The sequence below is a fragment of the Proteiniphilum saccharofermentans genome (assembly GCF_900095135.1).
GTDB classification, from domain to species: Bacteria; Bacteroidota; Bacteroidia; order Bacteroidales; family Dysgonomonadaceae; genus Proteiniphilum; species Proteiniphilum saccharofermentans.
The window spans coordinates 1,729,728-1,755,499 of sequence record NZ_LT605205.1 but is presented as its reverse complement, the minus strand read 5'-3'; the positions used below and the strand labels follow the sequence as shown (position 1 = coordinate 1,755,499).

Sequence of the window (25,772 nt, the reverse complement as noted above, 5' to 3'; positions counted from 1 at the left end):
CCTATAAGAATAGTAAGAAAATTATCTTATTACAAAAGGCAAGTCTCCCGCTGTTGAATGAATAAAACATAAACACCCTGAAAATATTATGCATACACCAACTTTTACACTCTTCATCACGACCCTGATTTTACTTTTATTGCTGGGCTGTGGCAAGGATGAGATCCCCGTCAACGGTGAAAACGGTAACGGAGGTGGGAGCAAGACAACCACCCTGGAGGTATCCGCTTCACCCATCCACTTCGCAGCCGAAGGAGGAAGCAAAGAGATCACAGTCGCCACAAATGCTAAAAGCTGGAGCGTCACATCCAGTAAAAACTGGTGCACGGTCAGCAAGGAGACCTCCCACTTCACGGTAACTGCAGCCGAGAACAAAGCCTTCACACCTCCGGTGAAAGCAATAGTGACCGTCACAGCGGAGGGAACCGCCAAAAAGGTGACCATCGAGGTGACGCAGGCTGCGGCCGTTGAACCGGCGAAAGCTTTCATCAAACCGGTTACCGATAAGGTGATCATGAATTATCAGGGGGGTAATAACGGAATTGGGATTGAAACCAACGTAACCGGCTGGAGCTATCGTTCTGATCAGTCCTGGTGCCAGCTTGAAAAAATTTCGGACGAAGGCATTAACATCACCGTTGATGAAAGTTGGACGGGCAACATTCCCCGACAAGCCTTGGTCACCCTCTATGGGAATGAGGGCGACTCGCTAGCCTCCATCACGGTTTACCAGGATCCTTTGCCGGAGCTCGACCTCTTCTCCTCTCATGGGAACACCAACATACCCCTCCCTTCATACGGCGGCACCATCGTGGTCACGGTGATGACCAACGTGACCGAGTTCACCCTGGGATATGTTGGAGAGTGGTTGCAGGTGAATAAGATCAACGATACGCAGTTCACCATCACCTCAACGCCCAACAACAGCACCCAGATGAGACCGGAGCAGGAGATCATTGTCTATGCCAGCACGCTGACTCGAAAACTATGGGTATACGAAGAAGAGGCGGAAGAGGCTTCCGACAATGATGATTACGATTACAATGACCCCACGGGATGGGATTAACCACAAACAGCACCGCATCATGAAGAGAACAGATAAAACAAACAACCTGATAAAATCATCCCTGCTGGTGATTGGCCTCGCACTACTGGGATGTACCAACGAGCCTTTTGAACAGGGAGCAGCTCCCGGCGACAACGTATTGACAGCTACCATCATTGACGGTGAAGAAACGACCCGAACCGCAGTGATTGATCAACCCGGCATCAAGGCAGAAGTCCGTTGGGAGGTGAACGACCGGATCGGCGTCTTCGGCAAGAGAGGGGGAAGCAACCTGCTCTTCACTGCCGGTGTGGATGACATCCTGGAAAACGGTAAAAAAGCCCGGTTCAGGACGGAAGACAGCATGCCCACGGGCGAGGTGACGGCCTATTACCCCTATCGGGAGGGAACTTCTATTGGCAACAACAGCGAGTTGACGCTCACCTTCCCGGCCATACAGCCTTATACCCTCAAGGAGCGGGTGTCGCAACCCTACGGGCCGGCCAACTTCATGGCCGGCAAGGGCAGTGCGTCGGGCATCGGCTTCCGCAACCTCTTTGCGCTGCTCAAGGTGGGTTACAGCGGTACTGAGGGTGACCGTCTGCGCAAGGTACATTTCCGGGATCTCTCGGGGAGACCGGTTAGTGGTTCTTTCACGGTGGCCTGGAACGAGGATCTCCCGGAAGCACGCTTCCCGGAGAGCGGCAGCGGCCCGGCACTCATCCTTACCGTAGACTGTGGTGAAGGGCTAGAGCTCGATGGCACCCTACACCATTTCTATCTCTTTATCCCTCCCCGCGATTATACCAAAGGGTTTGAGGTGAAATTCGTGATGGATGACGGCAGGGAAGTGATAAAGACGATCGGTACGACATCTGGAAAAAAGATTGAACGCAGCAGGGTCTACCCGGTGGGCGAGACAGTCACCGCATCGGACGAGGCGGAATATAAACTGCAGGAGGATGCTACCCTGGTCGATGCTGACAGGATGGATTACATCGTGGATGCCCGACTGGCGAGCTACGACAAGTGGGTTGGTGAGGTGAAGTTCGAGACCCATACCCTCTTTATGACGGTGAAAAAAGAATTTGAGCCCAGGATGGGTGAGGTATTGCTTTTCAATACTCCCTCCAAATTGTTCCCGGAAGGATATATCGGCAGAATCGTCTCGGTGGGCAACCCGGAAAGCGAATACATCGCCGTGGTGGCTGAACCGGTGGCAGATATCACCGAGGTATTTGAGGAGCTATCGCTGGGAGAACCGATCTGGAACGAGGATGGCTCCCTCAACGAAGAGGGTGGTGTTGAGTTGGAACTAGGGGCCTATCTCAGCCGGGTGGAAACGCCCGACGGGGAAGCGGTGAGCTTCACCCGGAACGGTTCACAAATTGAACTTTCTATGCCTGCAACAAGGGCCAGTGGAAGAAAAAACTACAACTATTCCTCCGGCAACATGAGCTTTACGCTGGAGCCTGGCGACAACTCCGAAATTGAGGTATCGGCCAGCATGGATCTCAGCATGCGGCTGCTGGTGGGCATCTTCGACAAGAAACTGCACTATTTCCATGCCAGCATATCCCCCGACATCCAGCTTTCAGCCGATATGAGCATCCAGGTGGAGGCCGATGCGGTGGACAAATCGTTTCACCTGCTAACCGCCTATTTCGCCCCCATCCCCGTGCCGCCGCTCACCATTGTACCGGTGATCCATTTTTACGGTGTTGCCGGTGTGGGGGGAGAAGTAGAGATCAGGGCAGGTATGAGCTACAGTGCCGCGATGGATCTCGGATTCTCCTACAACAGCAACGAGGGATTCAGAACCCGCAGCAGCACCCGGGCATCCAAATTCAGCGAGAATGGCCTCTCCTTCACAGGGGGTGAGCTGTCGGCTAATGTGCACACCACGGCAGGCGTAAGGGTAGATGCGGGCATCAAGGTATGGGGCGTGATGGAAGCACTTTGCAGTGCCGATGCGCGGATAAAGATGGGATACTACTGGGACGTCTTTGAACAGACCCAGAAGATGTCACTCAACACTGAGAGCAAGATCAAGGGATCGCTCACCACGCTGGGAGGAGTCTTCAACTACGAGACCGATGAACTGACACTGGAAGGAGATCCCATCTGGGAGCGGTACTTCTCTCCCCTGTGCGATCTCTATGCCAGTGATGTCAACTTGTCGGCCGACAGCACACAGGTTCATTGCAAGTTCAAGGTGATGCGCCACCTGTTGCAGCCGGTGCAGATCGGTGCCATCCTATACAGCGGTGTACCATACGGCTATTTGGAAAGCGGGATGCCGTATGGCTTCAAACCCACAGAAAGGATCATGGAGGTTGATTTCGGACGAAGTTACATTGGATCGGGCATGTCGCGACGGGAGGACAACAGGGTTGTGTACGATGATTTCGAGCTATTTGAACATACCTTTCCCTTCACGCCCGAGCCCGGAGGATATTATGGCATCCTTCCGGCTAATGGAACTATTGGCAGCGGAAATTTCGGGGATATGCCGGTAAACAGCACGGACTACTATGGACTCAGGTATTTCACCTTTCGGGGAAATAAGCTCCCGGCCGATTAATGTTGCTTTCGCACCCCTAAACCTGTTTCCTGAATTTGCCGGGTGGGATTCCGTTCTTCTTGACAAAAGCGCGGTAGAAGGAGCTGCTCCCGGAAAAACCGGAGTTGAAAGCAACCTCATCGATAGTCAGGCGGAAGTGCTCCGGTGAAGAGAGCACCGCCTCGGCGTAGCGAACCCGGTAATCGTTCACAAAATCGCAAAAGGTAGTGTCCCGCCTGTGGCGGATCAGCCTAGACAGGTAAGTGCGGTTGGTTCCCAACTCCTGGGCCACATCGTTCAACCGCAGTTCGGGGTTTTTAAAGATCTGATTCTCCTCGAAAAGGGTTTCCAGCTTCGAGAAGAGCAGGTCATATTCCATCCCTGTCATTGCCTCACTCTCCGACTCAACGCTACAACAGCACTCCCCGTCCTGCTGATCCTTACACAGGTCACGGATAGAAAAATGTTGCCGGTAACCCACATAGCTGATACCGAAAAGAGCCATCGAGTGAGCAAGGGAGGGAAGAGCCAGAAGCGAGGGATGATCTGAAAAAAAATGTTTCCCCACCAAATTGGATACCAAAGAAATCAGGGCTGTCAAAACCAGAAAAAACAACAACGTCCTGATTTTGGAGATCTCCCTGTTTTCCACGTTTGAATAGAAAGCGTGTACTTTCTCGTTGAAAAGTCTGATCAGACGAAGCCCGAAATAGAGGGTCAGCAAAACTTCCATGGCAAAAATCACCTTGAACAGGACGAGCCTCATTGCTTGGAGACGGACAAGCAATGGGTAACCGGCCCGGTACTCCCGGTTATGATACAGCACCTCATGTGTGAACACATCTAGCTCAGCCGGGCTCATTAGCAGGTAGAGCACAGCGGAAAAGAAGGAGAGCAGAATTGCAGGGACCAATATCCATCCCCATTTCCAGTCGAGCTTCAAATCCACGGTCAACAGACGAATATAGTAGTAATACAACGGATAAACCGCCAGGGAGGTAAACACCCATACGCTGTCGAGCAACCGATAAACCGAATAGTTGTTGTTGAAATAAAACCAGTGGGCAAGATAATTTACCAAAGCGACTCCTAAAAAAAGTGTGAGAAACCGTTTTGCAACACCGTTTTTTTTAATGTCCAGCAAAAAGAGGATCAACCAAAAGAAAACTACGAACAGGGGCATCACGGTAAAAAAATAGTGTGTCATTTTCTATGATAGTGTATTTTTAAAAAATTGAATATTCTAATTCACTCTTGTCCGATAAAGCTTTCAACAGAAGCATGCAGGCAAATTGTGGTTTGCCCGACGTACTAATAATCGTAGCTTTGTATTCAAAACCCAAGAAGACTGCAATGAACAAAAATACTCATTTTTTGGGACAATCGGACATTCTTCCTATCTTTACCTGTTGAATACGCGAAAAGACACCCCCAATGCAAAAAAAAATATGCTTATTCACGTTTGTCGCGCTGATAGCCTCTACCTTACAGGCTCAAGAATACTACTGGAAAGTGGGGCTGGACTATTTTTTTGACAACACGGAATACGAAAACTCTTCCTTTTTGGATTCCGAAACCATGAACGGTATCTGGCTCAACCCCATGGGCACCATCGAATGGAATGACAAGCACTCGATCAATGCCGGAGTAAACCTGCTCAATATCCCCGGGATGGGAAAGGCCATCAACACGGTGGATGTCACATTGTATTACCAGCATACATCGCCTAACCCAACTTTCACCCTCAAAATTATTTTTGATAAAAAATGAGCCTGTTTTATGCTCCTTTGATGTGATAGCCATTTGATATTCAGCGATCGTATTTTTCGGAAGTATGTCAAATCCGGATTGTAGGACACTTTTGAATGCAAGTCTTGTTGTATTTTTGTCTCATGCACGTGAATGTACAACTACGTTTCAATTCCGCCACGGGACAGGAAGCTCCTTACTATCGACTGAAGGAGTCTTATCGAGATGTGCGCGGACATGTGCATTCCCTGATTGTACTGAATATCGGTTTTGAACCATGCCTGAAGCCTCTCCAGGTCAAACGTATTGCACGTGCCTTGACTATGCGTTTTCAACACCGGCATCATGGATCTCTTTTCCCGGAAAATAAGGATGGACTTTCTCACGAAGAGCGCCTCTTTGCCGAACGATACTGGCAACGCATGCTTGCCGAAGGAGGGATCGACCGGTTCAACCAAAAAGAGAACCAATCCAAAGAAGAGTCCGAAAGGTATATAGATTTGGATACAGTAGAACATACCGATGCCCGTAACATCGGCGCGGAATGGCTTTGCAAACAAACCATTGACCGCCTGGGGCTGGAAGATTTTCTAAGAGGCCAGGGCTGGAATGAAAACGCCATTCATGCCGCTCTCTCCCATCTGATTGTCCGAACCGTTTATAGTCCATCGGAATGGGCTACACACCGTGTCATGAAGGAGAATTCCGCTGCTTGCGAACTTTATTCAGGTACTCCGGATTGGACTCCGGGCATCAATGCACTCTACCAAATGCCGGATCGTCTTTATGGGATCAAAGATAAATTGGAACGACATCTTTGCCAAAGGACGGATAACCTGTTCAATATAGATAATCGTATCGTGCTTTTTGACCTGACCAACTTCTATTTTGAAGGCCGTAAAGCAGGAAGTCGCAAAGCGCGTTTCGGACGCAGCAAGGAGAAGCGCAACGACTGTCGATTACTGGTATTGGCCTTGTGCATAAACAGGGAGGGATTTATCCGTTATTCCTCTATTCTTGCAGGCAATACCTCAGACCCCAAATCACTTCCCGGTATGATTGACAAGTTGGCTGTCAAAACCTCCGTCACCAGTAAAAAGACCTTGGTTGTAATCGATGCAGGCATCTCCACCGAAGAGAACCTGCAAGGCATAAAAGAAAAAGGATACAATTATCTTTGCGTATCCCGCACACGGTTAAAAGACTACAGCCTCTCGAAGGATCACCGGACGGTAACCGTACATGACACCAGAAAACAGGAGATTACCTTGCGGGAAGTGCAGACCCGGCCTGAAGAGGATTATTATCTGGAGATCACCTCTCCCTCAAAAGCAATGACGGAAGCCTCCATGAACCGTCAATGGAAAGAACGCTTTGAAGGTGAGATGGAGAAAATCAACGAGGCCATTACAAGGAAAGGAGGTACCAAACGTTACGAAAAAGTAGTTGAACGAGTCGGCAGAGCCATTGAGCGTTATCCCTCCATCGCGCGACATTATCAAATAACGTACCTGTGCAATGAGAGGAAACCAGCTGAAATGCAAAAAGTAAACTGGACGATCAAGGATATTACCGCAATAGACAAAAACACGGGAGTCTATTTCCTGAGAACCAACGTACGGACTTTTGGCGAACAGACGACCTGGGAGTATTATAATTTGATTCGTGAGATAGAATGCACCAACCGGCAGCTAAAAACGGATCTCAATCTACGACCCATCTATCATCAAAAGGATGAACGCAGTGATGCGCATTTATTCTTCGGACTACTTTCTTATTGGATTGTCAATACGATACGCTTTCAACTCAAGCAATCGGGAGAAAACGCTTATTGGACAGAGATTGTTCGCCGCATGTCTACGCAGAAATTGGTGACTACAGAAGCCGTCAATGCCCTGGGTGAGAAGGTGGAACTGAGACAATGCAGTCGGCCGACAAAGCAAGCGGAGAGGATATACTCCATCCTAAAGATGAAACAGGCGCCGTTCAAGAAAATAAAAATATGTAGGTCACAGTCACCGCCAAGGGGATCGTCCTGACTCATTCTGGACAGGATTGCGTGGAAATGTAAGTGAAAGTTGGGCTAAAAATTTCGTGAATTTATTCTGATTTGTCATCAGCGAACTAATTGTCACCATTTTTTCCATGAAGCGGTTAATCCGATATTTAACACCCGCCAAGAAATGGGAATTATCTTTATTATTTCACATAGAAACAAATTAATTATCACCATGTGGCAAACTTCACAAGGAAATACTAAATAATGACCAAAAAATTCTACGGGACCTATTGAAGGAGTTAAAAAAGAAGTGAGCGAAAGACGGGACTCGAACCCGCGACCCTAACCTTGGCAAGGTTATGCTCTACCAACTGAGCTACTTTCGCAATAATGTTTAAAATTTTCTCCAGAATCTCTTTTCCGGTTCCCTTGCCAAGGTTAGTCTCCATTTCCTTTTGGGGCAAGGTTATGCTCTACCAACTGAGCTACTTTCGCAATAATGTTTAAAATTTTCTCCAGAATCTCTTTTCCGGTTCCCTTGCCAAGGTTAGTTTCCATTTCCTTATTTGGGGCAAGGTTATGCTCTACCAACTGAGCTACTTTCGCAATTGCTGTGCAAAGATACCTTTTTGTTTCGTCTCTACAAAATATCAGAGGGGAAAATTAACCAAATAGACTACATATTTTTTCCAGATAGAAGGCATCGATTTCGTCGAAATGATCGGGCCGGTCACTGTCCACATCCAATACTGCTGTAACAGAATCACCTTTCTTTACAGGAATGACGATCTCTGAACGGGACAAACTGCTACAAGCAATATGGCCGGGGAACTTATCGACATCGGGGACAATAAGGGTACGCCCCTCTTTCCAGGCAGTGCCACAAACTCCTTTACCATACATGATACGGGTACACGCCGGAGGTCCCTGGAAAGGGCCGAGAACCAATTTATCATCCACTACACGGTAAAAACCAACCCAGAAGAAGCCAAAGGCTTCCTTGAGTGCGGAGGTGATATTAGCCATATTGGCAATAAGGTCGGATTCTCCATCTGTCAATGCCTGCAACTGGGGGTATAACGCTTTATATACTTCCTCTTTGGATACCCCGTGCGGGATGTGTAAATCTTCTGCCATAACCTCTATTCTATCCCTGTGAAAAAATCGCGCTGCCAGGTAGGCAACGCGATTCAAAAACGTATACTTAGAAAAAAATTTAAGAAACTGTTTTGAATTTTTTCATCAATTGTTTTTTAGTAATTTTTTGATGGATTTGGATTTTCATTTATTGAAATGTAGCGGGCTACTTGAAAGAAATGAAAATTCGAAGGCGCAAAAAAGGGCAAAAAACAAGATGAAAGAGTGAAAAAATAAGTGTAAAATAATTACTCGTAAAATTCAAAACAGTTTCTAAACTACACAATAAAACTTATCGTGCCTGTTCCTGTGCTTCGCGGATCATCTTGGCATTAGGAAGAATATACACTTCCACACGGCGATTTTGCGCGCGACCGTCCACCGTATTGTTGTCGGCCACAGGCTGTGTGGAACCGAATCCTTCAGATGCCATACGTGCACCGGAAACCCCTTTAGATACGAGATAATTATATACCGATTCGGCACGACGTTGTGACAACGGATTGTTGATAGCGTCACTACCTGTACTGTCGGTATGGCCATATATTTTCACATCGGTATCAGGGTTGTTTTGGAGTGAAGTGGCAAACTTATCGAGTGAGGCACGTGAAGCAGTATTCAGGGTGCTTGAATTGGTGGCAAAAAGGATACCTGATTCAAAAGTAACTTTGATAGCTTCCCCCTCATTGACTTTCTCTACCTGGGCTCCTTCGATCTGCTCAAGTTCGGCAGCCTGCTTATCCATCTTGTTACCAATAATAGCTCCGGCAGTACCTCCCAGCACAGCCCCTATACCGGCACCCCAGGCAGCACCCTTACCTCCTCCGGCAATGGCTCCAACTCCGGCTCCGACAGCTGCACCGGCACCTGCGCCGAGACCTCCGCCTTTCACCGTATTGCTTGCTCCACAACCCGATAACACCAATGCGCCTCCCAAGAGGGCGATGGCAAATAATTTTGAAAATTGTTTCATAGTTCGTTGTTTTTTAATTAAATCTTTGAATTTTAAATCTTTAAATCTTAAACGTTTATTTGGTCAATCGAACAAATTGAGTGTATCGCAATAAGCTAACTCTCCCGCCACGATGGCTTCGATCTGTTCGTCAGTGTAATCTCGTCCCAATATCTCTTTGTTTTTCCGGGCATTCCGGCCGATATATTCCAGTAGTTCATCCTCATTGATTTCGACTTCGGAATCATCGTCGTCATTCTCATCGAGATATCCCTTTTCTTCGTAGAAGTCATAAATAAGATCTACAATGTAATTGATCTCGTCATCCGAGAACTCGTCCTGCATCTCTTCCGGCAGGTTCTCCCGTATAAAACGCAGAGAATCGTCCTCGTCATACTCAAGTACTTTACCTTCTTGACTCATGTGAATATGTATTTTAAAGTAAACGTCGCTTTACTTATTTAAGAACAAAGATGAGAAAAATAAGTTCAACAAATTGTTAAAAATTCCTCTTTCAATGTATATGTGGTTTTTCTCTACAAGGAACAGAAAAAATCCCCGGACAACAGTAGGAAACATTATCCGGAGATTTCTTATTTAACGGCGGGCATTGCGTTTAGCATTCTCCTTGGCTTGCTCACGAGCCATCTTCTCCTGCATCTTTTGAGCCTCTTCCAGTCGCGCCATAAAACCCGATTTCTTTTTGGGTTTCTTCTTATTTGCTTCTAACTGTGCCAGGATCTTATTTTCGTCGATCACTTGCTTCATGATAAGAGTAAGCCCAATCGTGATCAGCGTGGAAAGGAAATAATAATAGTTCAATCCGGCCGGATAAGAGTTAAGGAAGAAGAACATGAATACCGACATAAAGATTGGCATATACTTCATACCCGGCATCGCCTGCGAACCGGTATCGGTCATCGACATGTTATACTTGGTGTAGAAGACGTTGACTACCGTCATCAGCAAACAGAATATACTGATATGGTTACCTAGGAAACGGGTGATCAGTGGAATATTGCCACTCCATGATATAAGGGAGTCGTAGGTGGACAGGTCATCCGCCCAAAGGAAACCCTGCTGACGCAATTCGATAGCAGCCGGGAAGAAAAAGAAGAGAGCCAGCAATACAGGCATTTGTATCAACATGGGTAAACAACCGCTCATAGGATTAACTCCTGCTTTGTTATAAAGCTCCATAGTAGCCTGTTGCCGCTTCATCATCATCTCCTGGTCATTACCGGGATATTTCTTTTCAAACTCCTGTATCTGCGGACGTAATACCCTCATTTTTGCCGATGACATAAACGATTTATAAGTAAGCGGCAGGGTGATCAACTTCACCATCAGAGTAAGGATGAGGATAATAAGGCCCATTCCCCAGTTGAGGGAGAGGAAGAAGTTGAAGACCGGGATCACAAACCATTTGTTAACCCAACTCAACCAGCGGTAACCAAGGTATACGTTCTCTTCGAGCTGCAACTTATCGACACTGTTGGCGACATCCTTATCGTAAGCTTTAAGCGTATTGTAATGTACCGGACCGAAATAATAGTTGAAACCGGCAGTAATCAGGTCGCTGTCAGGACTAATCACCGCAGGGATCCACCCTTCGGCCTTATACTGTTTCGTATAATCAGGGTCGTTAAGCACTTCAGAATTGAGTATGGTGTTACTGAAGGGCTGCCTGCCGATGATGATGGAGGTAAAATACTGATCTTTGAAAGAGAACCATTTGAGCGGTTCGGAGAGTTCCTTATGATCATTCTTGGACTCACTCATTTTCTGCACATCCTGCTTATCATATTTATAATGAATGCGGGTAAAACGGTTCTCGAACATACGACCCTTTTCTTGTTGACGGATTTTCTGCGCCCAATTCATGCGGAAATTGGTGAGACTTTCCGGGTGAAGTCCATTTTTCATACCGGCCAGCCGTACCTCGAAATCCATCATGTATTCATCAGCCGGGAGTGTATATACAAAATCGATATATTGGCCGGGACTTTGTTGCAGGCGCATAGTGACAGAATGGGCATCACTACCTGAGACAGGAGTAAAAACCTGATCTTCAGTAGAGAGATGAACACTGTTACGATTAAACAGGTTGAGATTAAAGCGCGCTTCGTCAGGGCCATCGAACAATAAGAGATTTTCTCCCGTATGATGGAGGTACTCCTTCAATTGTACGGACCGGATAGAACCACCACGGGTACTGAGGAGAATACGTACTTTTTCGTTCTCCAGGACGATAGTTTCCTCCTGGACCGAAGATGGAACGACCGCTTCTGTCGCTAAAGACAGGGCAGTAGTATCGGTGGGTGATGAAGGTGCACCTGCATTGAAAAAATCGGCGACAGCATTACTTCCTGCACCAGGCAGGGTCGAGTCAGTCTCTCCACCGGCTTTTTGTAGAGCTTCGAGTTGCGCACGTTCTATTTCCACCATTGCAATGGAGTCGCGCATGCGCTGTTGTGCCTCAATCTGCTCACGATCAGGCCTGTTATAAATAGTAAAAGCTATGATGATGGCTGTGATAAGCAGCAATCCTGTGACTGTATTTTTATCCATTATCAGTTTTTATTTTTTACTTGCATCGTGCAATTCCGCTGCAGCTTGCATAAAACTCATGAAAAGCGGGTTAGGTGAAATAACGGTGCTATTATATTCGGGATGGAACTGGGTACCGAGATACCAGCGAAGATGAGGCACCTCTACCACTTCCACCAGTTCAGAATCGGGATTGATACCGGTACATTTCATACCACCGGCTTCAAACCGGTCTTTATATAAATTATTAAATTCATAACGATGGCGATGGCGTTCACTCACTTTGGTTTTTCCATATGCTTTGTATGCCAGCGATCCTTTTTTAATAACACAATCGTAAGCCCCAAGGCGCATGGATGCCCCCATATTTGTGATATGCTTCTGCTCTTCCATCAGGTCGATGACCTTGTCGGCTGCCTTGGGATCGAATTCGGAAGAATTGGCCTCCGGAATATTCAGGATGGAACGGGCATACTCAATGACCATACATTGCATGCCAAGGCATATCCCGAAGGTAGGGATGTCATTTTTACGTGCGTAACCCAATGCCAGATATTTTCCCTCGATACCCCGTTGCCCGAAGCCGGGAGCGATAACAATACCATCGGCATCCTTCAGTGTTTCCTCAACGTTCTCTTCAGTGATCTTTTCCGAATGGCAGAGATCCAGCTTTAGCTTCCTGTCGTTATAGATAGCCGCCTGGGAAAGCGCTTCATTGATCGATTTATAGGCATCCGGCAATTCGGCATATTTTCCTACCAATTTAATACAGACCTCCTTCCTGGCATCCTTGCGTTTCTGAAGGAAGGCTTTCCAGGCATCCAGATTGGCGTTCCCTTCAACAGGCATATTCATTTTACGCAATACCACTTCATCCATGCCCTGCTTCTGCATCATGACAGGAACCTCATAGATAGTGGAGACATCAACCGATTGCATCACAGCACCCTGTTCCACATTACAAAAAAGGGCGACCTTATCAAGAATATCCTTGTTGAGATTACGATCTGTCCGGAGCACCAGCATATCGGGTTGAATACCGAGCGACTGCAACTCCTTGACGGAGTGTTGTGTAGGCTTGGTCTTCACTTCACCTGCTGCAGCGATATAGGGCACGTAAGTGAGATGGAGGCAGAAACAGTTACGTCCGAGTTCCCAACGAAGCTGACGTACCGCCTCCAGGAATGGGGTGGATTCGATATCTCCTACTGTCCCCCCTATTTCGGTAATGACAAAATCAAACTTACTCTTAACTCCAAGAGATTTTACATTGCGCTTGATCTCGTCAGTAATGTGAGGAATTACCTGTACCGTCTTGCCGAGATAGTCACCACGACGTTCTTTCTGGATCACATTCTGATAGATACGCCCGGTAGTAATATTATTTCCCTTTGCGGTCTGTATGTTAAGAAAACGTTCGTAGTGTCCCAGGTCGAGGTCGGCCTCATGTCCGTCCACAGTGACATAACACTCGCCATGCTCATAGGGATTGAGAGTTCCGGGATCGACATTGATATAGGGATCGAACTTCTGGATAGTGACTTTATAGCCTCTTGCCTGTAATAATTTACCAAGTGATGCCGCAATGATTCCTTTTCCCAGAGAGGAAACCACACCGCCTGTAACAAAAATATACTTTGTATCGGCCACGATTGTGAATTATTTAACGTGAATGAATTTTTGAAGTTGCAAAGGTAGTAAAAAAATGAGAATAATGTGCCAATATGCCAATGAGAATAATATGGGAAAATGATAGTGTGCCGCGCACGATAAAAGGATAATGCGCTTCACACGATAGTGTAAAAGGAGACCGGGAGACTGGGGAGGTAATTGGTAATTGGTAATTGGTAATTGGTAATTGGTAATTGGTAATTACATTTCAAGTAGGGATGCGTTTTCGCAACGCATGATCTTGCCGGGGAAGGCCTGCACGATGGAGTAGTTGTGTGTGGACATGATCACGGCAGTACCCCGGCTGGATATTTCCTGCAGGAGGGCGACGATCTGGCTTCCGGTTTCGGGATCGAGATTACCTGTCGGTTCATCGGCCAGTATGAGGGCAGGAGAATTAAGCAAGGCACGGGCAATCACCACCCTTTGCTGTTCCCCACCCGATAGTTCATGAGGCATCTTATAGGTCTTATTCTGCATGCCGACCTGTACCAGGACCTCATTGATCCGGTCCCTGATCTCACGGCCGTTTTTCCATCCGGTAGCACGCAGCACAAACTCGAGATTCTTCTCGACGGTACGATCGATAAGCAACTGAAAATCCTGAAAAACAATTCCTATCTTCCTACGAAGAAAAGGAACCAGCCGGCGTTTGATACCGGCCAGTTCATAATCGAATACCCGGGCACTCCCCTCTTCGATGGGAAGCTCGGCATACATACTTTTCATCAGGGTGCTTTTTCCGGAACCGACCTTGCCGATGATATAGAGGAAATCGCCGCGATTGATAGTAAGATTGACATTGCGAAGGATGATATTTTCCTCACGATTGAGTTGTACATTGGAATAATTGACAAGTTGTTCCTGCACCATGCTAATTTATTTAATGAATTGAATTATAAACGGATATTTCCAATACTCTCCATTATTGGCTTTGACAGTAGCAATCACGACAAAAACGGCATAAAGTACACCTAATACCACAGCCACAGGAATACCTATCACAGTGATACAGAGCACAACCGCATAAATGGCATAACTGATCATGCAATTGAGAATGTTCTTACCATGCTTGTCAACATTGGGATTGTTATCTTTATTAGTAGTCCACATAAGAATAGGAATTATGAAACCGGCCAACGGAACAATAGCTCCCGCAAATTGAGTAAGATGCATAAGCATCAGATAGGTGTTTTCCTCAAGCCCGAATAATGGCTTCCTTCCAGCATTACTAAAGGTATTTTCCTGTTCATTGAGAATTTTTTCTTTCTCGCGTTGATATTCCTCCTCGGAAATACTTCCTTTTTCCCGCAACTCATCGAGAATTTTTAAATCTTCATATTTCATACAATAAACAAATTAAAAGTGAAAATTAAAAGGTAAAAAGTAAAAGCTAAAAAGTAAGAACTAAGAATTTTGGATCAGGAACTGCGCAATAGGGAGTCGATAGTCTCCACCATCTGCTCAAACTCCTCTTCTTCGAACAGGCGTGTTAACATCACAATCTTTCCATCGCGGTCAATAATGACATTGCGGGTGATGCCGGCCTTCTTTTCGGCAAACAGGCCAAAAATATCGGCCTCAGGATCCATACCGATGGGATAGGTCACCCCGGTAGCCTTGATAAGTTCCTCTATTTTCTCTACCGGTTCCTCACGATCGATACCATACAAAGCAAATTCCTTATTATCCTTATGACGCTGCCAGATACGCGACTCAATGTGGGGCATCTCCTTACGGCACACACCACACCAACTGGCAGTAAACTGCAACATCACTACTTTTCCTCGCAGGGAGGAAAGAGTAACCTGATTGCCGTCGGGTAATTGCATAGTAAAATCAGGAGCCTGATCGCCCACTTTGACCAGGAATTGGCGATCGCCATCACTTACGGTTTCCTCTGCTACAGCTACAGTGTCGGCAGATGTCCCGGATGCTGCAGCTCTTTTTTCGGAAGAGGCAGTACAAGAAATCAACAAAGCTCCTGCGAGGAGAATATGGAGTATAAAAATCTTATGCATATTGATCATTATTAATTAAGAACTCAGGACTTTGAATTTGGAACTAAAGTTCAAGAACAAGACAATTTACTTATACTTTCGTATATTATGAAACTGTTTAAATTTTACCGAAATATTTTTTATAATTGTACTGTTTATTTTTCTTTGCTACTATTTTGGTCTCTTTTGCGCATCTTTTTCACTTTTTCCTTTTGATTTAGCCCGCTAAATCTGCAAGAAAAAAATAAAAAATCTATTTCAAAATAGATTCAAAATAGTATAGCAATAAAATTTAAACAGTTTCTATAACTTTTTTAAACATGTTCAACTTCACAAAGATATATTTTTTTCCGAATATCGTCGTCTATTGAGGAAAATAATTACTATCACTGTTGCCACCAATGATCCGAGGATATCAGCAATCCAATCAGCCCATTCCGCACTACGCGATGCGAAGAAATATTTCTGCAACAGTTCTATAACACCACCATAAAAGACGGGAATGATAAAACCCCAGAAAATCCATCGTAAAGTAGGTGGATTTCCCTTGCACAACCTGTAATAATCGAACAATGAGACAGCAGAAAGGACAAAAAACATTCCAAAGTGCACCAGTTTATCCCACGGAAATCCTTCCGGTAAACCGGGCATTTGGGAAGATGAAATGAGACAGGTAGCAATAAAAATCAATATTACTATAAGTAGTGGCAGAAACATATAACGCAATAGAGCCTTCATAAATAAGAATTGAACTGTAAAAAACTGCAAACATAACAATAAACTAACTGTTTTTGTTGTAATAGATCAAATATAAAAAAATAAACGACAATAAATGGTCTTATTCATTGATGGAAACAGGGATTTATAAACATATAACTAAAACTATATTTCATTTTCGTCAAAAATTTGTTCCTTTGCCACTTGATTAAAGTGGGAAGGTGGTTGAGTGGTAAATCCTGAAATTGTGAAATTCGAAATTTGAAATTTGAAGTAAAAAATGAATCAATTATATTATATGAGAAGAATTATTCTTGGTATACTGGTGGTTTTTATAACGTTACATGCGTTTGCACAAGCAGAGGCACCGGCACCGGCTGACAACAGAAACCAACGTTATTTCGACATTAATAAGAACATCGACATCTTCAACTCTGTACTGCGTGAACTGGATATGTTTTATGTGGATAGTGTTGAGGTGAACAACTTAGTACAGAACAGTATCCGAAACATGTTAACACGCCTGGATCCCTATACCGAGTATTATGCGGAAGAGAATATGGAAGATCTTCAGTTCATGACGACAGGCGAATATGCAGGTATCGGTGCGATCATATCTTATAATAACGGGCAGGTAGTGATCAATGAACCCTATGAGGGACTTCCTGCTGATAAAGCAGGCCTGAAGGCAGGCGATGCCATCCTCGAAATTGACGGCAAAGACATGCGGAAATCGACGGTAAAAGAGGTAAGCGACAAATTGAAGGGAACGCCGGGTACTTCACTCGAATTGACTATCCGTCGACCAGGAGAAAAAAAGGACCGGAAATTGAAGATAGTGCGAGAAAAGATTGAAGTCGATCCCATTACATACTCGGGAGTAACAGACGATAAAATCGGTTATCTTCATTTTGGCAGCTTTACGACAAGAAGTGCTGACCGGGTGAAGAAAACTGTACAGGATTTGAAAGTGAAGGGAGCGACTTCGTTGATTATGGACCTGCGCGGTAACGGGGGAGGTATTCTGGACGAAGCAGTGGATGTAGTAAATCTATTCGTACCGAAGGGAGAAGAAATAGTGTCGACTAAGGGAAAGGTAAAGCAATGGGACAGAACTTACCTTACACGCAATCAGCCATTGGATGAGATCATCCCTATCGTGGTACTGATCGATACCGGCTCGGCATCTGCCTCGGAGATTGTAGCGGGAGGGCTTCAGGATCTTGACCGCGCAGTGATCGTAGGCAACCGGTCGTTTGGAAAAGGCTTGGTACAAACACCCCGTGACCTGCCGTACGGTGGAAACATCAAGATTACCACCTCAAAATATTATATCCCCAGCGGACGCTGTATCCAGGCGCTGGACTACTCACATCGTAACCCTGACGGAAGTGTGGCGCGGGTACCCGACTCGCTGACAAATGTATTTAAAACCCGTAACGGACGTGAAGTACGCGACGGCGGTGGAATTACGCCTGATATTATCATTCCGCAACCTACAGGGGGGACAATCGCATACTACCTGATGGCAGATAATGTCATCTTTGACTATGTAACAGAGTGGGCACAACAACACAAAGAGATTGCCCCACCCCATCAGTTCAGGCTTCCGGGGAGTGATTACGAAGCGTTCAAGGAGTTCGTAAAGAAGCGGGATTTCGAATATGACCAATTGAGCGAACGTTCACTGCAACAACTAAAGGCCATGATGGAATTCGAAGGATATATGGATGTAGCCAAAGAAGAATTCGCAGCCTTAGAGGCAAAATTGCATGCCAATCTGGATCGGGACCTGGAACTCTTTAAAGAGGACATTACCAGTATGATCGAATCGGAGATTGTGCAGCGTTTCTATTATAAAAAGGGAGTACTTCTGCATCAATTGTCGGACGACAAAGTATATGACAAGGCAGTGGAGATACTTCGGAACCCGGAGATGTACCGCTCGGTACTTCGGCCGCTACCGGCAAAGGTACCGCCTGCGACAGAAATAAAGGAAAAACCGGAAAATCAGTATTCATGGGAAAGTAAAAAGGTGGAACAATGGAATGATAGAAAGGTATTTTTAATGTGCTAATCCCGATCTATCGGGAAGTAGTGTCAATGAGGGCAATGCGGAAAACGATGATGCCGGTACAGGAAGATTGAGCGGCGCAATAATCACTAAGACTCTTTTGATCGACCACCACTTTTTTCTGCGTGGATGAGGCATGTATAAAAGTAAGTTTTTCACCCTTGTGGAAGACGACACCCATATGGGTGACATCCAACCCTTTAATACCGGTAGTAAAAGCAACCATAGACATATGTGGTATCATAGGGGTTTTTCCGGATATGGAACTCTTGGGCAAATAATAAAAACCATCCCGTTCATTAATCCGATTCTCCATCACTTGCATCTCTTTGAGCATCACATCGTCATTCTTCAATTGCCTGTATGCATCACGATGGGAAGTCATAAAATCAATCGTCTTCTTCTCACAGATACCACCTAATCCGGCGGAAATGTTTTTCATCACCCCTTTCTTCTCATTATCATAGAGCCAATCGGAGGTATAATGAAGTCGGGAAACATATCCCCGAAGGTTACCATCCCGATAGCGGATATATTGCAATTCACTGAGAAAGGTATCAAAATCAGGATTATCCGAACGAGCGGTACGAGCCAATGCAACTACCGATTCAACAAAAGTGGTACAGTCAAACTCACGCAGGTTAACAACCAATTTCTCTTCACCGGGCATCTCCAGTGTATGGGATACATAAGGAGCATTCAAAAAAAAGAGAGCCGTCTTTTCCAGCAGGCTGTCGGCAGGAGCTAAGCGCCAAGGAGCAATATAGCCGATATAACGATCAAATATCTGCCGATCTTCCGGAGTATATACCCTTTCCGGGGAGATCTCAGCGATAACCATGGAGGAAAAAGACACTGCAATTACCGCCATAGAAAAGATAACAATCAATCTCTTCATTCTTATCAGCATATTAGTTACTTTTTACAAAAACCACCAATCTCATTCAACCTCCCATCAATCTCATTCAATCTCATTCAATCTCATTCAATCTCATTCAATCTCATTCAATCTCATTCAATCTCCCATCAATCTCCCATCAATCTAAAACAAGGCTGTTGCTTTCGAGAGCAGATAAGCATCCAGAAGCGTAATGGCGGCCATGGCTTCCACAATGGGTACTGCACGGGGCAACACACAAGGATCATGTCGTCCACGGGCTTTAATGATCGTATCATTGCCATGCATATCTACTGTCTGTTGCTCCCGGAGGATAGTAGAAACCGGTTTAAAAGCCACCCGAAAATAGATATCCTGCCCATTGGAAATGCCGGCCTGAATCCCTCCGGAATTATTAGTGCGGGTATTCACCCTGCCATTGTCGTTATAGAAAGAGTCGTTTACCTCTGAACCGCGGGCAACTACGCTAAATCCGGAACCATATTCGAAACCTTTTACGGCATTGATACTCAACATAGCGGAGCCTAACATGGCGTGAAGTTTGCCAAAAACAGGTTCTCCCAAACCTGCCGGTGTACCTTTGACCACACAGGTGATAGTACCGCCGATAGTATCTCCCTGATAGCGTACCTCCTGAATCAATTTGATCATTTGTTCCGCTATATCAGGATCGGGACAACGGACAAAATTATCTTCCGTACGTGAAAGGTCGTATATCCTGTAATCATTCTCCAATGCAATATCGCCCACCTGTGAAGTATAGGCTGTAATATCTATATTGAGACGACGGAGGTAAAGTTTTGCCACAGCACCGGCCACCACACGGGCTATGGTTTCCCGCGCAGACGACCGTCCACCACCCCGGTAATCACGGATACCATATTTCTGCTGATAGGTGAAATCGGCATGCGAAGGGCGAAAAGCCTCTTTGATGTTATCGTAATCGGACGACTGCTGATTCTCGTTCCTCACAATGAAACCGATAGGAGCGCCGGTAGTTTTATTTTCAAATACTCCCGAAAGAAATTCCACTTTGTCGGCTTCCTTACGGGGAGTAGTGATACGGGACTGGCCGGGACGGCGCCTGTCGAGCTCCGACTGTATAAAATCCATATCGAGTTCCAACCCGGGGGGGCAGCCATCTATGACACCTCCCACAGCTGCACCATGCGATTCTCCGAATGATGTCAACCTGAATATTGTTCCGAATGTATTCATTGTAGAAATTACTAATTACTAATTACAAATTACCAATTGTCGTGCACAGTATATTAAAGTATTATCCCTTATCAAGGAGTAGCACCAAATCCATCCTGATTACGGACAGGCGTTATCAGTGAGGCATTGGTCATATCGTTATGATAATCTTCTACGGAAGTTGATTGTACCGGGTAAAGCAACATAAAATTGGTATCTTTAAAATGCTTGTTGATATAATCGGGGATATTACGCATGACAGGGTCGTAAGATATCTTCCGCTGACGGCTCATCACAATAACCAATCCATCATTTTTCCCGACCTCTTTTGCCAGTTTAACAAACTCTCTCCAATCACTAAATTCATTGAATTCCGCATCTATAGGATGTATCTTGTGTACATAGCGAAGGGTATCGAGTATCTCATTGGCAGCATAGAAACTTAGCTTCCCGCCTGAGTTACGACCTAAATTCCATATTTTGGATAACCAGAGTGAGAAACCGACCTCTCTATCGGCATTGGGTGGAATGATAACCAGCCTGCGTTTAATCGTACCCAATGGTTGTATGGCCTTATATACGAAAAGAGTAGACTGGCACTTATTAAGTACCCCCTCCACAAGATTTCCAAGAAAAGACTCCGATATCTGCTGTTTTACGTGAAGCCCCATCACAATATCGGTGATAGCATATTTCTTCACTACTCCAAGGATTCCATTGAGTACGTTCATATCGTAACGTTGCAGAGGCTGAATGGCTGTGTCGGCACCGGCACCCAGCATAACAGCCTCTTCAAGTAATTTTTCCGAAGCTTTCTCCGTCTCCGAGGTGGCTTCAGTACTCTTGATGATATTGAGCGCATAGACGTTGTCTACATTAGCCTTGGACTTAATGGTCAGGCTAAGATCGATCAAGTCTCTGAGCGTATCTTTATTGGCGATAGGAATAAGGATGCGCTCATCCGGATTCCCTTCTTCCTCTTTTACCATCCCTTCTGAGAGAGATATTTCCACTGCCCCTTTTTGTGCACGGAAAGAGGCAACGGTGCATGTGACAAGGATCATGACAATAGTGCCGTTGAGGATGCTGTCATCGAGTAACCCCACTCTGTGTCCCACCATTATCGCAGCCAATGTGGCAGCCGCCTGGGCGTTGCTGAGTCCGAAGATAAGCATACGTTCGGCTTTGGTATAGCCGTAAATCTTTTGTGTAACCCATGCGGCCAGGAACTTGGCAAGAATGGCCACCACTGTCATCACCACTGCCACTTTAAGAGTTTCGAATCCAGTGACAAAGGCATGGTAATCAATGAGCATTCCCACACTGATAAGGAATATGGGAATAAAGATGGCATTTCCCACGAAGCCGATCCTGTTCATCAATGAAGAAACATGAGGGATAAGCCTGTTCATGGAAAGCCCGGCGAGGAAAGCCCCGATAATCGCCTCAATTCCGGCCAGTTCGGCAAGGAATCCGCCAAGGAATATCATCGTCATCACAAAGATAAATTGCGACGTGCTGTCATGAAATTTCTTGAAGAACCATCTTCCGACAACGGGAAAAAGAAAAACAACGACCAGTGAAAAAAGGATCAACGAGAGGGTCATCTGCGTCCAGAAGGCCGGGGTAACCTGTCCCTCGTTCATGCTGACGATGATGGCCAGTACCAGCAGCGCCAGCGTATCGGTGATCATTGTCCCCCCCACCGCAACAGTAACGGCCCTGTTCTTTCCCGCTCCCAGCTTACTGATGATGGGATATGCCACCAACGTATGGGAAGCGAACATACTTGCCAGCAATATGGATGAGACAAGTGTGAGGTTGAGCAGGTACAAGCCGGCAAACGTACCGATGATCATGGGAATAGAGAAAGTAAGCATTCCGAATACCAGGCTTTTTGCACTGTTCTTCCTGAACTCAGCCACATCAATCTCTATACCCGCAAGGAACATGATATAGAGCAACCCGGCGTTCCCCAGCATGATCATATTGCTGTCGCGCAACATCAAACCGACACCGTAAGGACCTATCACAGCCCCTGCAATAATAAGACCTATCAGTGACGGTATCCTGATCTTGTTGAAAATTATAGGTGCCAACAATACGATTACGAACAGGATCAGAAACTGCACCGTAGGATTACTGATGGGTAAAGATAAATCTAATGATAATAACATCATCGTCAACAGCTACCACAACCGCCGGAACCACAGCCGCAACCACCCGACATACTTTCGTCGGAAGAACCGCAACCGCATCCGCCTTCTTCACCCGATCCGCAACCGCCGGAACCACAGCCACAACCACCGGAAAAGAGGGCCGCGATTTCTTCGACAGAGGCTTCCCTCACCCCCATCACCGTTCCTTCGAAATGCATGATCTCTCCTGCCAGCGGATGGTTAAAATCCATAGTGACCACTTCGTCACCGATAGAAACGACGGATCCCATAAGCCGGTTACCGGAAGAATCCATCATTGGAAGGGTGTTCCCTTCAAAAAGCACTTCCCCGTCGATTTTCCCATCGATCTCGAAAATATTTTTGGGCAGTTCAAGTACTTTAGTGTCGTCGTAATCACCATAAGCCTCTTCCGGAGTAAGCCGGAAAGAGAATTTATCTCCTTGCGAAAGCCCCCTGAGTTGATTCTCGAATGCTTCGAGCATGGAATTGGTACCGAAAATAAATTCCAACGGTTGTTGGGCAGTTGCCCGCTCCATCAATTCCCGCTCTTCACCTTCGCCTACATTCAGGTCATAGGTAACTGTAACGTATTTATTGTCTGAGATTTGCATTGTTCCTTTATTTTAATATTTAATGATTTAATGATTTAATGATTTAGCTTCGCTGATTTTTAATTGACCACGTCGATTTTGGCTCTGCCGAACGTTGTTTCAATTCAAGACTTGATCCATCTATACTATACAATTAACTAACAACTGAGTGGCATCGATGTTTAGGGGTGTACTGCTTTTTTTAAATTATTTAATCCCTTTTCGAGTAGGGTGCGTGGACACCCCGCATTAAGTCGCATGAAACCCTCACCGCCGGGACCGAACATAGTACCGTCGTTCAACGCCAGATGAGCTTTTTCTATAAAGAGTTTTACAAGTTCCCGTTGAGTCAGGTTAAGCGCACGACAGTCGAGCCATATCAGGAAAGAGGCCTCAGGCAGGATAGCTTTTATTTCAGGGATATTCTCTTTGAGATATTCATCCACAAAATCAATATTGGCCTGCACATAAGCCAACATCTGGTCAAGCCACTCCTCGCATTCGTCATAAGCCGCACGCGTAGCAGTAAAAGCAAAGATGGTTCCCTGTTGCAATTCACGTGGTTCGAGGTAAGCAAGATATCTTCTCCTTATCTCCCCATTGGGGATGACCGCGAATGAGCTGACAATTCCGGCAATATTGAAGGTTTTGCTGGGTGCCATAAGGGTAAGTGAAATCTCTTCCGCTTTCGGAGATACTGATGCGAAAGGAGTATGCCGATAACCTTTCAAAGCCATATCTGCATGGATCTCATCTGAGACGACCAGTATATTGTTTTCATGGCAGATGTCAGCCAGTTCACTCAATTCTTCGGGAAACCAGGCTCTACCACCGGGATTATGGGGATTACAAAGAATCAGCATCTTGCAGTCGCCATCTGAAGCGATCTTGCGTAAACCTTCGAAATCCATCTTGTACTGCCCATTTTCGAGGATAAGCGGATTGTTGACCACCTCACGTCCGAGTGATGAGGTGACGATACGGAATGGGTGATATACAGGCGGTTGGATAATCACTTTGTCTCCCTTGTTCGTAAATTCGTCGATGGCAAAGGCAAATCCTTTGACTACACCGGGTACAAAATTGATATGTTCTCCTTTTATCTGCCAATGGTGGCGTCTTTCGAGCCAATTGACAATGGAAGAGGTATATTCTTCAGAAGGGAGGGTATAACCAAAAACACCATGTTCCACACGTTGTTTCAACGCTTCTATAATTGCCGGCGGGGACTTGAATTCCATATCTGCTACCCATAGCGGGATAAGATCCTCATGTCCGAATACAGGTTTTAACTTCTCCAGCTTAACTGCATTGCTGCCCGAACGGTCTACTATTTCATCGAAATTATATTGCATTATTTTTATATTTCGGATTTGGGATTCCAAGATTTAGCTACGCTGATTGTTAATTGACTCCGTCGATTTTCAATTCAAAAATTCAAAATTCAAAAATTCAAAATCGTTAAATCAACAAATCCCTTTTCATTCTTCACTCTTCACTTTTCACTCTTCATTCTTCATTCTTCACTCTTCATTCTTCACTCTTCACTCCCTTTCTTCCCAGTCACCTCGTCTCCCGCTCTCCATTCCATTAATAATACACAGACGGAAGCGAGGGATTGTCACGCACCTTTTTTCCTCCGAAATTGAGAGATTCCACTACAAGTCCGATCATGAACTGATGGGAAACAATCCTGGTAACAAGCTCATTCACGTCTGTATTGTAGTAATCCCCCAAATAGGCGGCACGGAGAGTGATATTATGTACCGGCACATCGACTGAAAAATAGTTGCGCAATGCCTGTTGATTATGAAAAGATCCGAAATGAACGGTTCCTTTATTATTTCCAAGCGTAAATATTTCGTAATAGGAATGTCCATATTCAGGAGAGAAGAACATACCTGCAAAGGGTGTGGAAAGCTGCCACCGGAAGGTAAAGATCTTCCAGTTGTAGATAGCCATAGCCGAAAGGTTGAAGTTGGTTGACACCTTCAATGAACCGGGATTATTGGAATTCCGCACGTTGTAAATGCCACCCAGTGAGGCTTCCCACCCTCCGCCACCATAGAGCCTTAGATTGGAGCCGGCAAACAGTGGATAAAACCCGGTAAGCCGGTAATCGAGGTCACCGTAATACTCCGAAGCCGAGGCTGTAGGGTTTTTGGTGATCGCTGTCTGTATAAGGAACTGCTGTTGCAAGAGCAGGCAACCATTAAAGTGAGGGGTTCCCTTTATACGGTCATGCATAAGGGATATGCTGATACCACTATACCTAAGAGGCGAAAGATAGGTGTCGTTGAGAAATGCCTTCCCGATACCCAGGAGAGCAGCTTGGTTGACAGGATCTACCGGAAGTATGAGGGAGCGGTTCTCCTGTGAAACCGTCACGCAAAGAATACCGATCCATATACTAAACAGTAGTGCCGTTTTCTTCATTTTGTTTTTATCTG

General features: G+C 45.6%; 21 protein-coding genes and 1 tRNA gene. 5 read left to right on the top strand and 17 right to left on the bottom strand.

The features are described from left to right. Positions 1 to 88 precede the first annotated feature (88 nt). Together PSM36_RS06705 and PSM36_RS06700 are read left to right on the top strand one after the other, a co-directional pair. A complete protein-coding gene (locus tag PSM36_RS06705; protein ID WP_076930040.1) occupies positions 89 to 1,066 on the top strand; it encodes a BACON domain-containing protein in 978 nt (325 codons plus the stop codon). Between the two features lie 19 nt (positions 1,067 to 1,085). Continuing rightward, positions 1,086 to 3,629, top strand: a complete 2,544-nt coding sequence (locus PSM36_RS06700) for a fimbrillin family protein (RefSeq protein ID WP_076930037.1) — start codon at positions 1,086 to 1,088, stop codon at positions 3,627 to 3,629. A gap of 16 nt (positions 3,630 to 3,645) precedes the next feature. On the opposite strand, the gene PSM36_RS06695 is transcribed toward PSM36_RS06700, so the two are convergent. Further along, the gene (locus PSM36_RS06695) at positions 3,646 to 4,815 is read right to left on the bottom strand and encodes a helix-turn-helix transcriptional regulator (RefSeq protein ID WP_076930034.1); all 1,170 of its coding nucleotides are present in this window, start codon (positions 4,813 to 4,815) and stop codon (positions 3,646 to 3,648) included. A 227-nt stretch (positions 4,816 to 5,042) separates the two neighbouring features. Here PSM36_RS06695 and PSM36_RS06690 point away from each other — a divergent pair, with 227 nt between their 5' ends. After that, positions 5,043 to 5,378, top strand: a complete 336-nt coding sequence (locus PSM36_RS06690) for a hypothetical protein (RefSeq protein WP_076930032.1) — start codon at positions 5,043 to 5,045, stop codon at positions 5,376 to 5,378. A gap of 122 nt (positions 5,379 to 5,500) precedes the next feature. Further along, the gene (locus tag PSM36_RS06685) at positions 5,501 to 7,396 is read left to right on the top strand and encodes an IS1634 family transposase (RefSeq protein WP_076929716.1); all 1,896 of its coding nucleotides are present in this window, start codon (positions 5,501 to 5,503) and stop codon (positions 7,394 to 7,396) included. A 273-nt stretch (positions 7,397 to 7,669) separates the two neighbouring features. On the opposite strand, the gene PSM36_RS06680 is transcribed toward PSM36_RS06685, so the two are convergent. From PSM36_RS06680 to PSM36_RS06635, 10 genes are all read right to left on the bottom strand, one after another. Further along, positions 7,670 to 7,742, bottom strand: a tRNA-Gly gene (locus PSM36_RS06680). Positions 7,743 to 8,019: 277 nt separating this feature from the next. Continuing rightward, on the bottom strand, positions 8,020 to 8,493 hold the full coding sequence (locus PSM36_RS06675) for a GAF domain-containing protein (protein WP_076930030.1): 474 nt from the start codon (positions 8,491 to 8,493) through the stop codon (positions 8,020 to 8,022). A 292-nt stretch (positions 8,494 to 8,785) separates the two neighbouring features. Beyond that, positions 8,786 to 9,466, bottom strand: coding sequence for an OmpA family protein (locus tag PSM36_RS06670; protein WP_076930029.1), 681 nt, complete (start codon positions 9,464 to 9,466; stop codon positions 8,786 to 8,788). A 63-nt stretch (positions 9,467 to 9,529) separates the two neighbouring features. Beyond that, positions 9,530 to 9,868 carry a hypothetical protein gene (locus PSM36_RS06665; RefSeq protein WP_076930027.1) on the bottom strand — a complete coding sequence of 113 codons (339 nt, stop codon included), beginning with the start codon at positions 9,866 to 9,868 and terminating at the stop codon, positions 9,530 to 9,532. A gap of 174 nt (positions 9,869 to 10,042) precedes the next feature. Then, on the bottom strand, positions 10,043 to 12,016 hold the full coding sequence (gene yidC / locus PSM36_RS06660; RefSeq protein WP_076930024.1) for a membrane protein insertase YidC: 1,974 nt from the start codon (positions 12,014 to 12,016) through the stop codon (positions 10,043 to 10,045). A gap of 9 nt (positions 12,017 to 12,025) precedes the next feature. Then, the gene (locus PSM36_RS06655; protein WP_076930022.1) at positions 12,026 to 13,645 is read right to left on the bottom strand and encodes a CTP synthase; all 1,620 of its coding nucleotides are present in this window, start codon (positions 13,643 to 13,645) and stop codon (positions 12,026 to 12,028) included. Positions 13,646 to 13,867: 222 nt separating this feature from the next. Further along, the gene (locus PSM36_RS06650; protein ID WP_076930020.1) at positions 13,868 to 14,539 is read right to left on the bottom strand and encodes a cell division ATP-binding protein FtsE; all 672 of its coding nucleotides are present in this window, start codon (positions 14,537 to 14,539) and stop codon (positions 13,868 to 13,870) included. A 6-nt stretch (positions 14,540 to 14,545) separates the two neighbouring features. Beyond that, on the bottom strand, positions 14,546 to 15,013 hold the full coding sequence (locus PSM36_RS06645) for a DUF4870 domain-containing protein (protein ID WP_076930018.1): 468 nt from the start codon (positions 15,011 to 15,013) through the stop codon (positions 14,546 to 14,548). Between the two features lie 74 nt (positions 15,014 to 15,087). After that, positions 15,088 to 15,687, bottom strand: a complete 600-nt coding sequence (locus tag PSM36_RS06640) for a TlpA family protein disulfide reductase (protein ID WP_076930016.1) — start codon at positions 15,685 to 15,687, stop codon at positions 15,088 to 15,090. A gap of 309 nt (positions 15,688 to 15,996) precedes the next feature. Continuing rightward, positions 15,997 to 16,404 (bottom strand): VanZ family protein, encoded by a 408-nt coding sequence (locus PSM36_RS06635; RefSeq protein ID WP_154670976.1) that lies wholly within the window; start codon positions 16,402 to 16,404, stop codon positions 15,997 to 15,999. Positions 16,405 to 16,681: 277 nt separating this feature from the next. Between PSM36_RS06635 and PSM36_RS06630 the strand changes: the two genes are divergently transcribed. After that, complete coding sequence (locus PSM36_RS06630; RefSeq protein ID WP_232001534.1) at positions 16,682 to 18,460, top strand: S41 family peptidase; 1,779 nt, start codon at positions 16,682 to 16,684, stop codon at positions 18,458 to 18,460. Positions 18,461 to 18,467: 7 nt separating this feature from the next. Here the strand turns inward: PSM36_RS06630 and PSM36_RS06625 are convergent, their stop codons facing one another. The 6 genes from PSM36_RS06625 to PSM36_RS06600 form a co-directional block, all read right to left on the bottom strand. Next, positions 18,468 to 19,355: an N-acetylmuramoyl-L-alanine amidase-like domain-containing protein gene (locus tag PSM36_RS06625; RefSeq protein WP_076932106.1), complete on the bottom strand. Its 888-nt coding sequence runs from the start codon at positions 19,353 to 19,355 to the stop codon at positions 18,468 to 18,470. Positions 19,356 to 19,499: 144 nt separating this feature from the next. Further along, on the bottom strand, positions 19,500 to 20,573 hold the full coding sequence (gene aroC, locus PSM36_RS06620) for a chorismate synthase (RefSeq protein ID WP_076930011.1): 1,074 nt from the start codon (positions 20,571 to 20,573) through the stop codon (positions 19,500 to 19,502). Between the two features lie 71 nt (positions 20,574 to 20,644). Next, positions 20,645 to 22,732 carry a cation:proton antiporter gene (locus tag PSM36_RS06615; protein ID WP_197684921.1) on the bottom strand — a complete coding sequence of 696 codons (2,088 nt, stop codon included), beginning with the start codon at positions 22,730 to 22,732 and terminating at the stop codon, positions 20,645 to 20,647. Between the two features lie 2 nt (positions 22,733 to 22,734). After that, on the bottom strand, positions 22,735 to 23,343 hold the full coding sequence (locus PSM36_RS06610) for an FKBP-type peptidyl-prolyl cis-trans isomerase (protein ID WP_076930009.1): 609 nt from the start codon (positions 23,341 to 23,343) through the stop codon (positions 22,735 to 22,737). Between the two features lie 161 nt (positions 23,344 to 23,504). Next, the gene (locus tag PSM36_RS06605; RefSeq protein WP_076930007.1) at positions 23,505 to 24,677 is read right to left on the bottom strand and encodes a MalY/PatB family protein; all 1,173 of its coding nucleotides are present in this window, start codon (positions 24,675 to 24,677) and stop codon (positions 23,505 to 23,507) included. 235 nt (positions 24,678 to 24,912) lie between these two features. Continuing rightward, positions 24,913 to 25,758, bottom strand: coding sequence for a DUF3316 domain-containing protein (locus tag PSM36_RS06600; protein WP_076930005.1), 846 nt, complete (start codon positions 25,756 to 25,758; stop codon positions 24,913 to 24,915). Positions 25,759 to 25,772 lie beyond the last annotated feature (14 nt).

What these genes read in the sequence shown, in the direction of transcription:
- PSM36_RS06705 (WP_076930040.1), top strand. Translation starts at nt 89, where the DNA reads ATGCATACACCAACTTTTACACTCTTCATCACGACCCTGATTTTACTT.
- PSM36_RS06700 (WP_076930037.1), top strand. Translation starts at nt 1,086, where the DNA reads ATGAAGAGAACAGATAAAACAAACAACCTGATAAAATCATCCCTGCTG.
- PSM36_RS06695 (WP_076930034.1), bottom strand. Translation starts at nt 4,815, where the DNA reads ATGACACACTATTTTTTTACCGTGATGCCCCTGTTCGTAGTTTTCTTT.
- PSM36_RS06690 (WP_076930032.1), top strand. Translation starts at nt 5,043, where the DNA reads ATGCAAAAAAAAATATGCTTATTCACGTTTGTCGCGCTGATAGCCTCT.
- PSM36_RS06685 (WP_076929716.1), top strand. Translation starts at nt 5,501, where the DNA reads ATGCACGTGAATGTACAACTACGTTTCAATTCCGCCACGGGACAGGAA.
- PSM36_RS06675 (WP_076930030.1), bottom strand. Translation starts at nt 8,493, where the DNA reads ATGGCAGAAGATTTACACATCCCGCACGGGGTATCCAAAGAGGAAGTA.
- PSM36_RS06670 (WP_076930029.1), bottom strand. Translation starts at nt 9,466, where the DNA reads ATGAAACAATTTTCAAAATTATTTGCCATCGCCCTCTTGGGAGGCGCA.
- PSM36_RS06665 (WP_076930027.1), bottom strand. Translation starts at nt 9,868, where the DNA reads ATGAGTCAAGAAGGTAAAGTACTTGAGTATGACGAGGACGATTCTCTG.
- yidC (WP_076930024.1), bottom strand. Translation starts at nt 12,016, where the DNA reads ATGGATAAAAATACAGTCACAGGATTGCTGCTTATCACAGCCATCATC.
- PSM36_RS06650 (WP_076930020.1), bottom strand. Translation starts at nt 14,539, where the DNA reads ATGGTGCAGGAACAACTTGTCAATTATTCCAATGTACAACTCAATCGT.
- PSM36_RS06645 (WP_076930018.1), bottom strand. Translation starts at nt 15,013, where the DNA reads ATGAAATATGAAGATTTAAAAATTCTCGATGAGTTGCGGGAAAAAGGA.
- PSM36_RS06640 (WP_076930016.1), bottom strand. Translation starts at nt 15,687, where the DNA reads ATGCATAAGATTTTTATACTCCATATTCTCCTCGCAGGAGCTTTGTTG.
- PSM36_RS06635 (WP_154670976.1), bottom strand. Translation starts at nt 16,404, where the DNA reads ATGAAGGCTCTATTGCGTTATATGTTTCTGCCACTACTTATAGTAATA.
- PSM36_RS06630 (WP_232001534.1), top strand. Translation starts at nt 16,682, where the DNA reads ATGAGAAGAATTATTCTTGGTATACTGGTGGTTTTTATAACGTTACAT.
- PSM36_RS06625 (WP_076932106.1), bottom strand. Translation starts at nt 19,355, where the DNA reads ATGAAGAGATTGATTGTTATCTTTTCTATGGCGGTAATTGCAGTGTCT.
- aroC (WP_076930011.1), bottom strand. Translation starts at nt 20,573, where the DNA reads ATGAATACATTCGGAACAATATTCAGGTTGACATCATTCGGAGAATCG.
- PSM36_RS06615 (WP_197684921.1), bottom strand. Translation starts at nt 22,732, where the DNA reads ATGATGTTATTATCATTAGATTTATCTTTACCCATCAGTAATCCTACG.
- PSM36_RS06610 (WP_076930009.1), bottom strand. Translation starts at nt 23,343, where the DNA reads ATGCAAATCTCAGACAATAAATACGTTACAGTTACCTATGACCTGAAT.
- PSM36_RS06605 (WP_076930007.1), bottom strand. Translation starts at nt 24,677, where the DNA reads ATGCAATATAATTTCGATGAAATAGTAGACCGTTCGGGCAGCAATGCA.
- PSM36_RS06600 (WP_076930005.1), bottom strand. Translation starts at nt 25,758, where the DNA reads ATGAAGAAAACGGCACTACTGTTTAGTATATGGATCGGTATTCTTTGC.